Genomic DNA, 16248 nt, shown 5'->3' with positions numbered 1-16248 from the left:
GCAAGCGCCATAGGCCAGTTCACATTGCCGACGGCCATCGATTGGTGATGAAATTGTGCTGCCGCGCCTTGTCGATCGGCCTCGCCGGAACGCCGACCGCGGTGCTCCCTGCCGGAATGTCCCTGGTAACAACGGCGCCCGCGCCGATAAGCGAGCGGCTGCCGATCGTGACCTCCTCTACGATGCACACGTTTGGGCCGATATAGACCTCGTCCCCTATCGACGCGGATTTGCCAAGCGTCGCCCCGATCGTCACATACTGGGATATGTTGCAGTTGTTGCCGATCGTTGCCGTATGATGGACCACGCACGGGCCGCCATGGCCGATGTAGAAGCCAAGCCCGATGCTGGTCTCCACGGGGATTTGTATGCCGAATTTCCTCATCTTCAGCGACAGGAAGAGACGGGCTATCCGGCACACGACGGAATTGTCCGACTGCGCGATCCGGTGCCAGACCATGTAGTTGAAGCCCCGATTCGTGAGATATTGCCGGCACAACGTCACGATGTCGCTGCTGCGCGTATAGCGATACAGATCGCTCTTGATGGCCTCGAATATCTGCATGTACGGCCTCGGCACCCATGCCCGGAATGGGAAGGGGCACTAGATCATCCCGGTAGCGCAAAGGGAACAAACGCCGTGGGCAATCCACGGATTCCGGCGCCTGCCGTGACCTCATCGCCTGTCCGTGCCGGAAAGACGAAAAGACCGTGTCACAGGCTGCGTTGTTTGTAGGGCGGCTGGTGCTGCGAGAGAGGATTGAAGCCTCCCGCATCGCCACGTAGGCGTTGAAAACCTTAGCTATTCCGGGCTTCCACAGCCTTTGTTTGTAGTCGAAACACGTAGCTGCCGCAAGGGGGCCACGCTAGCAGATCGCTACGCGATTTCTGGGGTTCGGGAAATACCACACACTCCCGAGGGGGAAGCAGCAAGGTCCTTCTCAGAAATACCACTCACCCCCCGAGAGGAAAGCGCCCCCCGGCTGCTTTGGCGGCTACGATTTTGCGTGGCCAGCCGGCGGCTACCAACCGACAAGGCAAGCGACATGACAAAAATCTCTCTACCAAAAAGCAGTCTCCCCCGCGAGGCAATCCAGGCTGACCGCCTAGCGTGGTTGCAACAGGTCCAGCGTGGGGAACAGGGCGAGCCCGCCTTGCTCCTTACGGGACTTTCCGCGACCGATACAGAGCGGTGGGAAATTGGTATCGCAGGCACGTGGCAACGTGAAAGCGATCCTTCGCAGATCGTTCTCAAGCTTCCAAAGCCAGCCAGCCACCCGGAAGGCGAAGCGCCATCAACGGAATACTGGTTTGACCAGGAAATTGTGTGGCTGCTCCAAGCCCAAATCCTCTACGGCGGTAAATTGTATGTCATGGGGAGCAAGCACAACTCCCGCTACTACCCGGCCCTGTCGATCGCCGACCACGGCGCACCCATCCCCGCCGACAGGCTGATTGGCAACCTTGGGCCTTATCAAGATGCCCGCAAGGTGGTGGGCACCGACTACCACGACCACACGCGGGCAAGCATCAAACCCACGTCCGAGCGGAGGGTCGCGGCACAGGTGGGGCGAGAGAACGAGCGGGCCCAACTCAAATCAGGGAAGGTAACCCGAGCGGGAGCCATAGAGGCCTCCCTGAAACTATGGCACGAGAGCCTGCTATTCCCCTCTCTCGACCACTACCGCGCAGCTCTCCTGCATGTCTACGCGGTGCTTGACCAGAGGCATCCCCTCGTCGCTCCGCAAGCGATGGCCACTACCGGCTAGCCCCGTATATGTGAGGGCGGCGACGATATTCCTCCCCCGTCGTTGTCCTCATAGCCTTCCCAGAAATAGATTGAATGTCAAATTCATGATGATTAGGACTCATGAAATGCGAGCCTAAGAGGGAATGGCAGATGGCGAATCATCCATTGAGCGGGATTAGCTTGTCCGCCAAAAACTTCAAGAGCTTTGGCGAGGATATGTTCCCATTGCTGAGCTTTCAGCCGATCAATATTCTTATTGGCAGGAATAACTCCGGCAAATCGTCACTCATAGATTTGGTCGACTTGTTCGCGTCCGGGGGGCAAAAATACGATCAAACAAAACATAACGTAGGCGGCAGACCCTTTACGGCATACCTCGGGCACGTAATAGATGAGGCTTCGCTGCGCAGAATTTTTCTAGAAAACACTTCTGGAGGAGGCCGAATAGACGGCAATCATTGGGCTTACGGAAGGCAGTTTGAGGGCGCAAATGCTATACTCGCGTTTGGCCCGAGTTGGAGCGCTGAGTTTGCCGACCTGCCAGCTAGTCACGCGGGTCTGCGTTCAATCCCTAGTGATTTTCGCGATTCTTTAGCGCGACAGTTACCGGCACTTTTCGACGGAACGCGACTGTTGCGTGTAGCGGCGGAGCGAGACGTTCAGCCGGAACCCAGAGACAACACAATAGGAATCACACCGAGCGGTCGCGGCGTAACCAACCTCGTGAGGGCTTTTATCAATCGGGACGATCTTCCGCGAGCAGAGGTGGAGATCGGATTGCTAAGCGATCTTAATGAAATCTACCGGGGAGATAGTCTCTTCACGGCGATAACCTGCCGGGAAAACATCGGCGGGATATGGGAGATATTCCTACGCGAGGAAAGCAAAGGCGACATCCGCTTATCGGAATCAGGCAGTAGCTTGAAGTCAGTCTTCATCATTCTATGCACGCTCCGGCTGATGCCAAAAACTGAAAAGATAGCTTGGGACAAGATAATCCTATCCGTCGAAGAGCCGGAGAATAACCTTCATCCTGCACTTCTCAGGCGGCTACTCAATTTCCTGGCTGAGCGTAGAGATGAACGTGGCTTTAGCCTGATAGTTGCCACTCATTCGCCGGTCGGCATCGATTGGTCGACAAAACGGAGCGACAGCCAAATCATCCATGTTAAGCACGACGGCGTTTCCGCTTCGGCGCACGTGGCTATTGGCTACAGTGGCAGCCGCGACATACTCGACGATCTGGACATTCGGGCGTCTGACATCCTTCAAGCGAATGGCGTAATATGGGTCGAGGGGCCTTCGGATCGCATCTACCTGAACAGATGGATCGAGCTGTCTTCTGACAACACGCTGAAGGAAGGCGTGCACTACTCGATCATGTTCTATGGGGGAAAGCTACTTTCTCACCTGCATGCAATGGCTCCGCCCGAGGAGACGAGCAAGCTCATCGCGCTGCTGTCACTAAATCGCAACGCCGCCCTTTTGATGGACAGTGATAGACACCTTGGGAAACCTGCTAGAGACGGGAAGCCGGCCCGCAAGCCTCGCATGAATTTGAACGAGACCAAGACCCGCCTGAAGGATGAGCTTTTGACTATGGGCGGGTATGTTTGGGTCACCGAGGGCCGGGAGGTCGAAAACTATATTTCTAAATCGCTCATGGCGCGGCTGACCGGCAATGCTGCCGTCGACGTAGGTCCATATGAAACGGTCATCGAGTCACCGTCACTCGCTTCATTTAAGGGGGACAAGATAGCCCTAGCGCATCGCGTGGCGGAGCTTGCACAAAATGAACATTTGGGCGGCCATCTGGATTTGGCCACGATGCTAACCGGCCTTTGTAATGCGATCGCTGGTTGGAACGGCTCAAGATAAGCGGGGTGCAAATGAAATTTTGGGCCACAAATTCGGCACTCCATATACGTGAGGGCTGCGGCGAGTTTCCCCCCTGGCCCTAACCCCTGCCGTTCTGCCGAACCACCGCCCGCCCCCTGGAAGGTAAGCCAGCACGGCAGGTGGGCACGACCCGGAGAAGGCGAAGAAGGTCGCTTGTGGAGGCCGTAAAGCTGCCAATCAGCGCTAAACAGAACGTGCACTGCTGTCATCTTCAAGCTGAAGCGTTTGGGCAAGCGGCCTTTGTTTGGACCACTCAAGCACTTCTCGTTCCGGCGTCTGCAATTGGGCTCTTAGATTTGCCCCTTCGCCGGCAATAAACAGAACTATCTTTTTATCCGAGGCATACGAAGCCAGCAATGACGCGGTGCTACCGTCCTTTGGTCGGCGGTTTATTGTGCCCTCGAAGGCATTGCCGAATCTCCGAAGGCGGATTTCCACCGATGTTTCCACAATCTGTTTTGTCTGTGTTGAAAGAGTCAGCCCGAATAGCGAATTTGCTGGTCGCTGAAATTCTCCGTGCCCGCTGTAAGACCCATCATCCTCCTCGCGTATATTGATCACGCCTTCAGGGGTGATCCACCAGCCAACTATATCGATGCTGGTAGTTTGTAGACTAGCCTCACCCAGGCGTTCCAGAAACGCATGTTTCTTTTCTGCGACGGCCAGTAGCCGTTTGGCTAATTGTTCCTCGTCGCTTTTCGCGGCCTTCATATCTGCAAGGGCCTCGATAACCCTTTCGTGGTGGTTCTCCACTTTGACTGCTGCCTCGAGCCTGCGTTTCGCATCCTCAAAAAATCCCGCTTGAAGCAACGTGTGGGCGAGGTTCGAATCCGCAAGTGTCTCCCCATTTTTCGAGGCAAGTTCATAAGCTTCGACCGCAGAGCCTAGCAATTGCAGCTGAGAGTAGGCGGCTCCGAGGTTGTTCCACGTCATTCCGTTTCGTTCGGAGACTGGGATGCGTTCGTAGTGCAGCATGGCCAAATCCGGGGAGTCATTTCCGTGGGCATAGGCTACGTTGAATCTAAGAGCCCCATCGTCGGGCTCGTTTTTGATTCGAATTTCGTCAATCGACTGAGCGATCTCCTTAAGCCCACCGCTACCGGCTAGTTTACTCATGGCGGACTCGAACGATCGTCGCTGCTCAGGCTGATCGTGCTGAAATGCTATCACTCGGGAACGCAACTTATCTATCTCAAGGTGTGTTTCGGACGCTTCGGTATGTTCGACAATATCCTCGATTGCCGACGCCGCCGCTTTGATGTCTGGCGCGTTTTCCAGCGCTTTTCCAAACGCTTCGATCGCCCCCTTTGCATCGCCGTAGCGAGCCAACGCTCGACCCAGAAACTGCATTAGGCGGTCGTTTTTTGGGAAGTTCGATGATTTTTCTCGGATGGAGGAGAGGGTGCCAGCCTTACCATGAATCATGCTTATATAGGCGCACCAAGCCTCCCACACCGCTATCGACTCCTCGGAATCTGCTAGCGGGCTAGCGCGAAATCCTGAGTCGATCGCAGCCTGTTGGGCATCTTGGTGGGAGAAAGTGGCCCACATGAAAGCCCGTTCATATTGCTGTCGGGTCCAGCTGGGCTCGGGACTAGAGGGCTGGGCGGTAGCAGGCTTCTGAGGGACCTCTTCGGTATTCTCTGCAGTTTGAACAATTCCTGCGCTCGCCGCCTGAGCACGTTTCCCCTGAGTTCGCATTGATGTGCGGATTTTGCCGGCCGCTGGGCCGATTGCAGCCAACATGTTTTCATCAAGACGCTTTGGGTCATAGTCTACCGGCGTTAGCCCTTGTAGGTCGGATGGCAGGTGCATATCGACATCTCGCGGGCAGACAATGAAAGTTCGCTTTCGCCCCAAGCGCCCAACAAACAGCCCGAGCTCAAAAATAACATTGTCACGTATGGTGCTTCGCTGTTCACCCCGCATAAGCGTTACGTCGTCAGGCACAAAGACGAAGATTCCAAAATCAGCTAGGTCAAGCTCTGCTTCGAGAGATTCCAAGGGATATTCTGAAGCGCCGAAAGTGCCTTGATCCCAAATAACGACCTCGGCGTCGTAATCCAACGCCTCTTGGATCGCACGGGCAAGCCCCATGTTCTCTCGTGACGAACCAACAAAAATCTTTGGCTTACTCATCTTTCTTGCGCCTCAACAACAGTCCGCAGAATCTGAAAGAGAACCTAGCATAGTGACTAGAATCGCGATGCGGGAGAAGCGACGTTCTCCCCGGAGTTCTCGCATGAAATTTTGGGGCACACATTTGAGACCTCAGATACGTGAGGGCGTGGGCGACTTTTCCCCCGTGCCCCTTCCGGCGTTGCGTTTTGCCGGCATTGTGCCACGCCGCCGACCCACGGTCTGTCCGTCCCCCGACCCACGCCCGATCAAGGCCGTCACCCAGAGTGCGACCAAGTAGGCCGCCACCCCAGGCCCAACGCACTCGACCGAGGAAGCAAGCGATAATCTCCAATGCGAGGTCACCGGCTCATGGCCTCTGGCTTGCGGTGAGCCTGAGGAAATCAGAGCCACTGCCAGAGCCGACGATCTGTCTCACTAGGGCATGCCCGTGCGAGTCTCCGAAAAGGCAGCTCAACCAGTCTCACATGAATAGTCTCTTGACAAATCGCTATTTAGTCTCACATAATAGTCTCACATGCATCCAAAATGGAGACAGCGCAATGTCCAGTGGCACCTTGGTGGGCTACGCCCGCACATCCACCACCGACCAAAAGGCAGGCCTTGCGGCCCAGCTTCGCGATCTAGACGCATCGGGATGCACGAAGGTCTTCCGCGAGGAGCTTTCCTCTGTGGCTGACACGCGGCCCCAACTCCAAGCAGCTCTCGATTGGGTGAGAGACGGGGATACGCTCCTCGTCACCAAGCTAGACCGCCTTGCCCGCTCAGTGGCGGACCTTGTGGCAATCACTGAGGCCTTGCGGGTGAAGGGCGTGGGGCTCCGTATCCTCGCCATGAACCTCGACACCACCACCCCCACCGGGAAGCTGATGCTAAACCTACTGGGCTCCATCGCGGAGTTTGAGCGTGGGCTGATGCTAGAGCGGCAGCGGGAAGGCATCGCCAAGGCCAAGGCCGAAGGGAAGTATGCTGGCCGCCAGCCCACCGCCCGCCGCCAAGCCGGTGAGGTATTGCGCCTCAAGGCGGAGGGCAAGTCCGCCGGCGACATCGTAGCTGCCTTGGGCATCAGCAGGGCAAGCGTCTTTCGGATACTAGCGGAGTCTTCCGATGGGCAGTGAGGCAACTATGCGATCCCATGCCGCCCTGCTTGCGAGTGAGATGGTTTCCGCATTGCAACAACTGTCTCCCGAAAGCCGACTGGAGGTGCTGGCTCTGGCCACGTCTGAGACCCTGCTTGACCCCAATCACGGCGGTGATGCGACTAGCCTCATGGAAGCCTATATCGGGCGGCTGACCAGCACAGTTCAGAAGAGCCTGCAAAGCCGTTCGGTAGCTCCACGACGACCACACGTATCCTTGGGGGACAACCTGAAGGCTTGGCTCGCCGCTGATCCGAGAGGTAAGCTCCGTATCATCCTCAAGGACCAAGGGGACTTGGGTGCGCTCTTGATCCTTTCCTGGCACATGGAAAGCAAGCCCACACAATACGACTCCAACTACTATGCCACTAGAAAGGACGCGATGGAGTCGCTAAACCGGGATGTCTTGGAACCAGCCGGCATGGCTGCAATTCCATACACAAGAAAGTTGAATTGGCGGCTACCAAAGAGAAGCGAGCGGAATGCGAGAGACCCGGGCGGCAAGGATTATGCCCCGAGTATCTAACGGCCCCCTCATCGCCGGCATCTGGTCAGTGGTTGTTGTGGGCTTATTGGTGAGCCCCGTTGCCGCTGTTGTAGGCATCAACGCACATGGGTGAAGCAAAGCGCAGCAGGATGGTGCGGGGCAATCGCGCTTGTCTCTGCGGCTCTTCGAAAGCTGCGGCTTCTTGCTGCTATAGTGGCCGGTCTTGGCACAAAGCTCCTGCCGTTTTGGGGCTGCGGACTTTGCCAAGAGTCTCGGTGGTCGAGAAGTGCTATATGAGGGAGCTTGGCTCGTGCGATGGCCCAATCTCCGGGGAGCACCTATTTACTCATGCGATAATGCGCCTCCTGAAGGGGGACGGAAAGTTTTCAATTTCTGGGTTGCCTTGGCTTGAGGACGGCGAAACGCGGGTTCTTCCTACCGGAGCCTTGACCGCGAAGTGCCTTTGCCAGAAGCACAATAGTGCGCTCTCCCCGCTCGATAACGCGGCCCTTCGGTTCTTCACGGTGCTGAAATCGGGCTTAGACAAGGGACCGTCTACCAACTTGATTGTGTCCGGGCACGATGTTGAGAGATGGCTTCTCAAAACCGTCAAGGCGTTGGCCACTTCGAAAAATTTGGCAAAAGATAGGAAACGTCTGCCGGGAGTGTTCGCTCGCGAAATCCAGGTATTGGAAATGCTTGACGATCCGCAAGCTTGGCCGAGCAGAGCCGGCCTTTATTGCCCTATGCTCACCGGCGATACCGCTGAAAACCACAATCGCTTCCAAATACAACCCTATACAAACGAGAGCAGCGAAATAGTCGGTCTGCACGGCAACATCTTGGGCCTTACCTTTGTCTTGATGTTGCAACCACCGGATTTTGCCGAAATGCCACAGCTGCTGTCGGCAAGATTCAGGCCGAGCCAAATTTCGATCCGCTATCCAACCGCGACCAGTCTCATTGATATCAGTTGGGATGATGGGCATCCGCATGATCCTCTGTCGCTGCACTTTATGCGTGAGGTGGATGCGAACCCCTCGCTTGGCGAATGTGGGGAGCCCACGACGCTCTTTGTGGATGGCGACGTGCCGGACATGGAGTAGGCCTCGCTCGTTCGCCGCGTGCGGACGCTGGACGGCTCAAAGCATGATCCGGCTATAGGGCGACGCTCGCGGCACGGCTCAGCGGGCCCACAGGGGCCGCACAAGAGCGAGAGGCTTACGGATGACCGCGTTGCCGGGCCTGCTGCGACTGCCTCGTAGCGTCCTGCCTTGGGGCTGATTGAAACGCCGCCGCTCCGCCCGAATTTCAAGGCTTCGGGTAATACCACTCATTACGAAAGGAAAAGCCGCCCGGCAGCCTCCTTGGGAGAAGAACCGTGCGGCTTCATTTAGGGCTGCCTAGCCACTAGGTTATCGGGTCATCATGCCTCCTCTAGGGTCACGATGGCACCAGAAACATAGAGGCATAGCGGGGGGTCAGTCAATAGTATAAAAATCGAGAGCGATTACGTTTTGTCAAACGGAAGATTCTGCAACCGTAGCGTTCACTTAATACCACTCACTATAGAGGGGGCAAATAGCCACCCATATAGTATTCCATAGAGGGGCTCCTACGGCCCCTGCTTAGGGAGATAGACACCATCATCCATTGGACCTTAAGGGGGAACCTCACGCCCACCATCATAGTGCCCACCATCATGCAGTCACCAGCACTTTAGTGGGTAGCATCATGCACAGCACCATGTCTGTTCTTAAGGTCACCTCTTTGGCACGCTAAGCTGGCCACTATGCCCACCCTTGAGAGGAGGGAGGGGCTAGACCCCCACCCAAGCCAGCGCCCAAGGCCAACACCTAGCCGGCATCATGCTCTCCCCAAAAGGCTAAGAGCACACCGCCAGCATAGGGCAGTAGCACCGAGCCCGCACCTAGTGAGAGAGATGGGCGGCGGGGACGAAGCCAAGGCGGCCTCAAGGCCACCACAAGGCCATGCCCGTCTGATCACATCATTGCCTTGCCTAGTAGGTTTGGTCCCCGGGGCGCAGGCCTTCATTGCACGGGTTGCATTCCCGCAGCCAACACTGCACGGCAGCGGCTTGTTATAACGTCACAGCGCTCTACCGTTCCGAACCACCTGTCATGGACCAGCACTGAGGCGCCCCACACCTGAGCATCATAGCGAAACATCAGCCCCGCCCAAAGGCATGCAAGCAGTATGGAGGCGGGTAGTGCCAGTCGAAGACTATACCGCATCACGCCACCCCCTCAGAACCTTTGAGTCCGCTTGGCCCGAGAAGAGCTTTCACCTTCATCAGCTCAGCCGCAAGGCCGGGCAGCATGACCTCCGATGAGCCATACTTAGCGTGGACGTCTTGGGTGGAATGCCCTGCAAGATACTCTGCCGCGCCCCCCTCTAGCCCATATCGGCGGCATAGGCCGACAAAGAGGTGGCGGAGGCCATGGTTAGGGGAAAGACCGGGGCGCGCCAACCCCACCGCCTTACTCCGCGCCCATCGCCCCAAGAGTGACGTGGCACCATCCCGAAAGAGTTGGCCCTCAGGAGCCGCCTGCACCCACGCCGTGAACCCCTCCGCCTCCAATGCAGGGTGGACCGGAATACGTCTCTCGCTGTTTGCCGTCTTGAGGGAGCGCTTGCCGGCGCTGGTCACCTTGAAGAACCACAGGCCTTCCGCCTGAAAGAAGTCAGCCTTACGAAGGGTATTCGCCTCGCTGATCCGAAGGCCGGCATAGAGGCACACCCACGGCAGCCACCGCTTGCTGGTATCCTCCTCCCTCCGAGCCGCTAGCAGAACCGTGCGGGCTTCCGCCATGGTGTAGGAGGTCTCGTCTGCGGGCTTCTCCATATAGCCGGGCAACTCTATACGCCCCGAGATGGACTCCGCCTGGGCCATCGCTTCCCTGTGATCGCGCTGCTTCTTGCCCCAGTTGATGATGGTCCCCATGGCCACGAGCCTGTCAGCGATCGTGCGGTTTGAGACCTCCGCTTCCCCCTGCATGGCATCCTGCCAAGCCTCCACCTCCAGCACCGTCACAGTGGTGGCATTCCTTGAGCCGCGATGAGCAGCGAAGGCCTCCGCTATGCGCTTATACTTCTTGACTGACTTATCAGGCATCGGCTTGGAGCCCTGCCCCGCCTTCCGCTTGGTGGCTTGCGCGTCAATGATCGCCTCAAAGGTGACCCCCTTGCCGCTGCTCCTTGGCGTTGGCGGTTTGGCGATGAAGGCCGGTGCGTTATCCAACTCGGGGACCGGCCCGTAGTTGCCTGCGCGACGATCAGCAAGGGCGAGCCCAACGGCAGCCATCTTCTGCGACATCTGGAGGTTCAAGAGGCGGCGGCTCTCGGCATCGACACGCAGGCTGCGAGCCGAAAGAGCCCCATCGGACTGCTCCCCATGCATCGCCTCAAGCGCAGCCGCAAGGTCTGGAGCAACCACCGTGCGAAGGGCCGGATAGGCTTCAAGCAGGCTAAGGGTCAGAGCCGTTTGCTCGTCTTCCGTTGCGGAGAGGTAGCGCTTGAGGTCCGCCACCAAGGCCAGTTGCTCACTCGCTGGCAACGTCGCCGCCACTCGGGCTAGCCTCCCGTCATCTGCAAGGGGCGGCACTTGGCCGGCTACTGGGGGCGCGTCGAAGGGGTCGGGCTCATGCATCGCGAGGAATGCCGCCGCTCGCTCCGCTGCCAGAGCCACAACCTGCTGATGGTTGAGCCGCAGGGGTCCGTCCCGCAGCAATTCGCGCAAGCGCCCCCATTCCGTGTCCACCTCGTGGCCAACCTCGCGATATTTCCGTTCGGCTTCCTTGCGGTCTCTCGTTCCTAGAGAGCGGTGGATTTCACGGGTGACTTTGGCACCAAGCGCCTCCAATCTGGCTCTCTTTGCGAAGAGATCGGGGGGAGTTGCCTTGCGGAAATAGAGAATGCCTGTTTTTGGATGGGGCCACGGACCCGTCATCACCCACCTACGCCGCGTTGCCAATCGTGCTCTCCATTGTAGCAGCCATCTCGTGGGAAGCTACGGAAAACGCTAAGATATTGACGCTACAGGCGAAGGAACTGGTGCTGCGAGAGAGGATTGAACTCTCGACCTCTCCCTTACCAAGGGAGTGCTCTACCACTGAGCTACCGCAGCCGCTGATGGCGGGGCTTCTGCCATATCGAACCGGCAAGCGCAAGGCCAAGAACAACGCTTCTGTGAATGGCTTTGCCGGATAGGTTTTATTGACATGGCGGCGCCACAATGTTGGCTATCCCTGAAGCGGGTTGGCTGGTCGTCAGCCGTGGCGGGACAATGAACGACAAGACAAATCCACCAAGGAACAGCGGAACAACCCGCAAGAACCGGCTCGCCGAGCAGTTGCGCGCCAATCTGCAGAAGCGCAAGGCGCAGTCGCGTTCGCGCCGGACAGGTGAGGCCGACCAGCGGCCCGACGGGCTCGGCGCGGCCAAGGAAATGAAGAAAGATTAACTCAAATCGGCCACTCTTGGGCCGGAGTGGGCGAAATCCTATTTCTTGAACCAAACTGGTCAATGGTCTAGACGGGCCGATACTCAAACGATTGAACCGGCCCTTTTCTGGCCGAGAGGGACAGTCTCCAATGGATCGCATCAGAATTGTCGGCGGCAACAAGCTTGCCGGAAGCATTCCGATCTCGGGCGCGAAAAACGCCGCCCTGCCGCTGATGATCGCCTCGCTTCTGACCGACGACACGCTGACGCTGGAAAACGTGCCGCATCTGGCCGATGTCGAGCAGTTGATCCGCATCCTCGGCAATCATGGCGTCGACTATTCGGTCAACGGCCGCCGCGAGAAGCAGAATGAGGGCTATTCGCGCACCATCAATTTCTCCGCCCGCAACATCGTCGACACGACGGCGCCTTACGAACTGGTGTCGAAGATGCGCGCCTCGTTCTGGGTGATCGGCCCGCTGCTGGCCCGCATGGGCGAGGCCAAGGTGTCGCTGCCCGGCGGCTGCGCCATCGGCACGCGCCCGGTCGATCTGTTCCTCGAAGGCCTGCAGGCACTGGGCGCCGACATCGATGTCGATACCGGCTATGTCATCGCCAAGACCCGGAACGGCCGCCTCGTCGGCAACCGCTATGTCTTCCCGAAAGTGTCCGTGGGCGCCACCCATGTGTTGATGATGGCGGCGTCGCTGGCCAAGGGCGAGACGGTGCTTGAAAACGCCGCCTGCGAGCCCGAGATCGTCAATCTCGCCGAATGCCTCAACGCGATGGGCGCCAGAATTTCCGGCGCCGGCACGCCGACCGTCACCATCGACGGCGTCGAAGCGCTGTCGGGCGCGCGCGTGCGTGTCATCCCCGACCGCATCGAGACCGGCACCTATGCCATGGCGGTGGCGATGACCGGCGGCGACGTCGTGCTGGAAGGCGCACGGCCGGAGCTGCTGCAGACGGCGCTCGACGTGATTTCCCAGACAGGCGCGGAGATCACCCAGACCAATTCCGGCATCCGCGTGAAGCGCAATGGCGCCGGCATTTCACCCGTCGACGTGACGACGGCTCCCTTCCCGGCCTTCCCGACCGATCTGCAGGCGCAGTTCATGGGCCTGATGACCATGGCCAAGGGCAAATCGCGCATCACCGAGACGATCTTCGAAAACCGCTTCATGCACGTCCAGGAACTGGCTCGGCTCGGCGCCCACATCACGCTTTCTGGGCAGACGGCCATCGTCGACGGCGTGGCGAAGCTGAAGGGCGCGCCAGTCATGGCGACCGATCTTCGCGCTTCCGTCTCGCTGGTCATCGCCGGCTTGGCGGCCGAAGGCGAAACCACGGTCAACCGTGTCTACCATCTCGACCGCGGTTTCGAGCGGTTGGAGGAAAAGCTGTCCAACTGCGGCGCGGTGATCGAACGTATTTCCGCCTGACGGTCGGACGGCAGCAGCTTCTAGCAACGGCGGCTCGTAGCGCCTCCGCCCGTCCGCCCGCACCGCAAACCCGAGGCAATGCCTCGGGCGGACGTCGTGGGGTGGTTGCACCGACCGGAAAGACCGCCTAACAGAGGCTGAAACCAACCTGTAGGTCGAAAATCCGGATGACCGCCCTCAAGCTTATCGCGCTCGACGACCAGGATCTGGGCATCGTCTCGGCCCATCTCCAGGACGCCGTGATGAAGGTCTCGGACCTCGAATTCCTGCCCAAGGCCAAACGGTTCGTGCTGACCATAAACCGCTTCGTGTGGGAGGCCAAATCCGGCCTGTTTCGCCAGCACAATGAACGACGGCAGGCCGTGCTGCATTTCGACCGGGTGCTGGGCGCCAAGACCAGCGGCATCGCCCGCGACAAGCCGGCCGAAATTCTCTCCTTGCTGGCGATCAGCTTTATCGAGATCAGCAAGCCCGCGGGCATCGTCGAACTGATCTTTTCGGGCGGCGGCACGATCATGCTCGATGTCGAATGCATCGAGGCCCGCCTTGCCGATATTGGCGGCGCGTGGGAAGCCACGTCGCGCCCGATACACAGGGCTTGAGCATACGATGGCCATCACGCTTGCCCAGTCCGACGCCGATTTCGAGCAGCGTTTCGCCGCGTTTCTCACGACCAAGCGCGAGGTATCGGCCGATGTCGACGCCGTGGTGCGAGACATCATCACGCGCGTGCGTGCCGAGGGCGATGCGGCACTGATCGACTACACGCGGAAATTCGGCGGAGGCGACCTCGCCAAGCTCGGCATTGCCGTCTCGGCGGAAGACATCGCCGGCGCCTATGCCGAGGCCGATCCGGCCACGGTCGAGGCGCTGAAATTCGCACGCGACCGCATCCGGTCCCATCACCAGCGGCAAAAGCCCCAGGACGAACGCTACACGGATGCCGCCGGCGTCGAGCTCGGCTCGCGCTGGACGGCGATCGAGGCGGTCGGGCTCTATGTGCCGGGCGGCACGGCAAGCTATCCGAGCTCGGTGCTGATGAACGCGGTGCCAGCCAAGGTAGCCGGCGTCGAGCGCATCGTCATGGTCGTGCCGGCACCGCACGGCGTCGTCAACCCGCTGGTGCTGGTGGCCGCGGATATATCGGGTGTCTCCGAAATCTACCGCGTCGGCGGCGCGCAGGCGATCGCGGCACTCGCCTATGGTACGCAGACGATAGAGCCCGTCGCCAAGATCGTCGGTCCAGGCAATGCCTATGTCGCCGCGGCCAAGCGGCAGGTGTTTGGCACGGTCGGCATCGACATGATCGCCGGCCCTTCCGAAGTGCTGGTCGTGGCGGACGGCGACAACGATCCGGACTGGATCGCCGCCGATCTGCTCGCCCAGGCCGAACATGACGTGTCGGCGCAGTCGATCCTGATCACCGACGACCCGGCATTCGGCAAGGCGGTCGAACGGGCGGTCGAACGCCAGCTGCGGAGCCTGCCGCGCGCGGAAACGGCGGCCCAGAGCTGGCGCGATTTCGGCGCCGTCATCCTGGTTGCGACGGTCGAGGCCGCGCTGCCGCTGGTCGACCGCATCGCCGCCGAACATGTCGAGCTGGCCATCGAGGATGCCGAAGGTTTCCTGGCGAAGATGCGCAACGCGGGCGCGGTTTTTCTCGGCCGCCACACGCCCGAGGTCATCGGCGACTATGTCGGCGGCTCCAACCACGTGCTGCCGACGGCGCGCTCGGCGCGCTTCTCGTCGGGCCTGTCCGTGCTCGACTTCGTCAAGCGCACCTCGGTCCTCAAACTCGGACCGGAGCAGTTGCGCGTGCTGGCACCGGCGGCGATCGCACTAGCGCGGGCGGAAGGGCTTGAAGCGCATGGCCGCTCTGTCGCCATACGGCTGAACATGTAGGCCGATATGACGGGCTCCGATCAAACCCGCGCAAAACTGATCGATGTCGAACTCGATGAGTCGATCGGCCGTTCGACGCCCGATGTCGAGCATGAGCGGGCGGTGGCGATCTTCGACCTGATCGAAGAGAATAGTTTTCAGCCTGTCAATGACAGCGGTGCAGGTCCTTACCGGCTGAAGCTGTCGCTGGCCGAGTCCCGCCTGGTCTTTGCCGTGGCACGCGAGGACGGCACCGCCGTCGTCACCCACATCCTGTCGCTGACGCCGCTCAGGCGTATCGTCAAGGATTACTACATGATCTGCGAGAGCTATTACGACGCCATCCGCTCCTCGACGCCGAGTCATATCGAGGCGATCGACATGGGCCGCCGCGGCCTGCACAATGAGGGCTCGCAGACGCTGATGGATCGGCTCTCCGGCAAGATCGACATCGACTTCGACACGGCGCGACGGCTGTTCACGCTGGTCTGCGTGCTGCACTGGCGGGGCTGATCCTGGCCCCCGGCGCCCTGCCCCGCTCGGTTCTGTTCCTGTGCGGCATGAATGCCGTGCGCTCGCCGATGGCCGAGCAGCTGGCGCGCCGGATGCTGCCCGCCACCGTCTTCGTCGCCTCGGCCGGCGTGCGCGCCGGCGAGCGCGACCCGTTCGTCGATGCCGTGCTTGCCGAGGACGGGCTGTCGCTTGGCGAGCGTCATCCAAGGACGCTGAACGATCTCGAGGACGACTATTTCGACCTGATCGTGACACTGGCGCCGGAGGCCCACCATGCCGCGCTCGAACTCACGCGCTCGCTTGCCGTCGAGGTGGAATACTGGCCGACGCCGGATCCGACCGATGCCGGCGGCACGCGCGAACACATCATGGCCAGCTATCGCGACGTGCGCGAGCGGCTGAAAGCCCGGATCCACAGCCGGTTCACCGTTCCGAGGCCTGGCGATTAAGCGTGTTCACAAGCGACAGATTATCATATAGGTTCCGCCGAAATTCCAGCCGGGGCGCTGGAACCGCCATCCAAGCAAAGGTATC

General features: G+C 59.5%; 14 protein-coding genes and 1 tRNA gene. 11 read left to right on the top strand and 4 right to left on the bottom strand.

The genetic code is table 11. The features are described from left to right. Positions 1-19: 19 nt before the first annotated feature. Positions 20-565, bottom strand: coding sequence for a serine O-acetyltransferase (locus ACVWWD_RS12840; RefSeq protein WP_023772802.1), 546 nt, complete (start codon positions 563-565; stop codon positions 20-22). A gap of 481 nt (positions 566-1046) precedes the next feature. Between ACVWWD_RS12840 and ACVWWD_RS12835 the strand changes: the two genes are divergently transcribed. Together ACVWWD_RS12835 and ACVWWD_RS12830 are read left to right on the top strand one after the other, a co-directional pair. Further along, positions 1047-1769, top strand: a complete 723-nt coding sequence (locus tag ACVWWD_RS12835) for a hypothetical protein (protein WP_457103101.1) — start codon at positions 1047-1049, stop codon at positions 1767-1769. A gap of 131 nt (positions 1770-1900) precedes the next feature. Next, positions 1901-3628: an ATP-dependent nuclease gene (locus tag ACVWWD_RS12830; RefSeq protein WP_457103100.1), complete on the top strand. Its 1728-nt coding sequence runs from the start codon at positions 1901-1903 to the stop codon at positions 3626-3628. A 204-nt stretch (positions 3629-3832) separates the two neighbouring features. On the opposite strand, the gene ACVWWD_RS12825 is transcribed toward ACVWWD_RS12830, so the two are convergent. Beyond that, entirely contained in the window at positions 3833-5788 is a 1956-nt protein-coding gene (locus ACVWWD_RS12825) for a TIR domain-containing protein (RefSeq protein ID WP_457103099.1), read from the bottom strand. Between the two features lie 542 nt (positions 5789-6330). On the opposite strand from ACVWWD_RS12825, the gene ACVWWD_RS12820 reads away from it, so the two are divergent. From ACVWWD_RS12820 to ACVWWD_RS12810, 3 genes are all read left to right on the top strand, one after another. Continuing rightward, positions 6331-6906: a recombinase family protein gene (locus ACVWWD_RS12820; protein ID WP_457103098.1), complete on the top strand. Its 576-nt coding sequence runs from the start codon at positions 6331-6333 to the stop codon at positions 6904-6906. Next, entirely contained in the window at positions 6896-7453 is a 558-nt protein-coding gene (locus ACVWWD_RS12815) for a hypothetical protein (protein ID WP_457103097.1), read from the top strand. Before ACVWWD_RS12820 ends, ACVWWD_RS12815 begins: the two co-directional genes overlap by 11 nt. 317 nt (positions 7454-7770) lie before the next feature. Next, complete coding sequence (locus ACVWWD_RS12810; RefSeq protein ID WP_457103096.1) at positions 7771-8520, top strand: hypothetical protein; 750 nt, start codon at positions 7771-7773, stop codon at positions 8518-8520. A gap of 1148 nt (positions 8521-9668) precedes the next feature. Here the strand turns inward: ACVWWD_RS12810 and ACVWWD_RS12805 are convergent. Beyond that, on the bottom strand, positions 9669-11384 hold the full coding sequence (locus ACVWWD_RS12805) for a DUF6538 domain-containing protein (RefSeq protein WP_457103621.1): 1716 nt from the start codon (positions 11382-11384) through the stop codon (positions 9669-9671). Positions 11385-11486: 102 nt separating this feature from the next. After that, positions 11487-11561, bottom strand: a tRNA-Thr gene (locus tag ACVWWD_RS12800). A gap of 159 nt (positions 11562-11720) precedes the next feature. Between ACVWWD_RS12800 and ACVWWD_RS12795 the strand changes: the two genes are divergently transcribed. The 6 genes from ACVWWD_RS12795 to ACVWWD_RS12770 all read left to right on the top strand — a co-directional run bounded on the left by ACVWWD_RS12795 (position 11721) and on the right by ACVWWD_RS12770 (position 16163). Then, on the top strand, positions 11721-11897 hold the full coding sequence (locus tag ACVWWD_RS12795) for a hypothetical protein (protein WP_023772783.1): 177 nt from the start codon (positions 11721-11723) through the stop codon (positions 11895-11897). A 130-nt stretch (positions 11898-12027) separates the two neighbouring features. Then, positions 12028-13320, top strand: a complete 1293-nt coding sequence (murA, locus tag ACVWWD_RS12790) for a UDP-N-acetylglucosamine 1-carboxyvinyltransferase (RefSeq protein ID WP_023772782.1) — start codon at positions 12028-12030, stop codon at positions 13318-13320. A gap of 167 nt (positions 13321-13487) precedes the next feature. Next, positions 13488-13922: a DUF2948 family protein gene (locus ACVWWD_RS12785; RefSeq protein ID WP_457103095.1), complete on the top strand. Its 435-nt coding sequence runs from the start codon at positions 13488-13490 to the stop codon at positions 13920-13922. A 7-nt stretch (positions 13923-13929) separates the two neighbouring features. Next, on the top strand, positions 13930-15222 hold the full coding sequence (hisD, locus tag ACVWWD_RS12780) for a histidinol dehydrogenase (protein WP_352550222.1): 1293 nt from the start codon (positions 13930-13932) through the stop codon (positions 15220-15222). Between the two features lie 6 nt (positions 15223-15228). Next, complete coding sequence (locus ACVWWD_RS12775; protein WP_023772779.1) at positions 15229-15714, top strand: UPF0262 family protein; 486 nt, start codon at positions 15229-15231, stop codon at positions 15712-15714. After that, positions 15702-16163 carry an arsenate-mycothiol transferase ArsC gene (locus ACVWWD_RS12770; protein WP_084567531.1) on the top strand — a complete coding sequence of 154 codons (462 nt, stop codon included), beginning with the start codon at positions 15702-15704 and terminating at the stop codon, positions 16161-16163. The genes ACVWWD_RS12775 and ACVWWD_RS12770 overlap by 13 nt, the downstream gene beginning before the upstream one ends. Positions 16164-16248 lie beyond the last annotated feature (85 nt).

The organism is Mesorhizobium sp. URHB0026 (assembly GCF_054059755.1).
The sequence above is the reverse complement of the archived record's forward strand: the minus strand, read 5'-3'. Positions and strand labels throughout refer to the sequence as shown.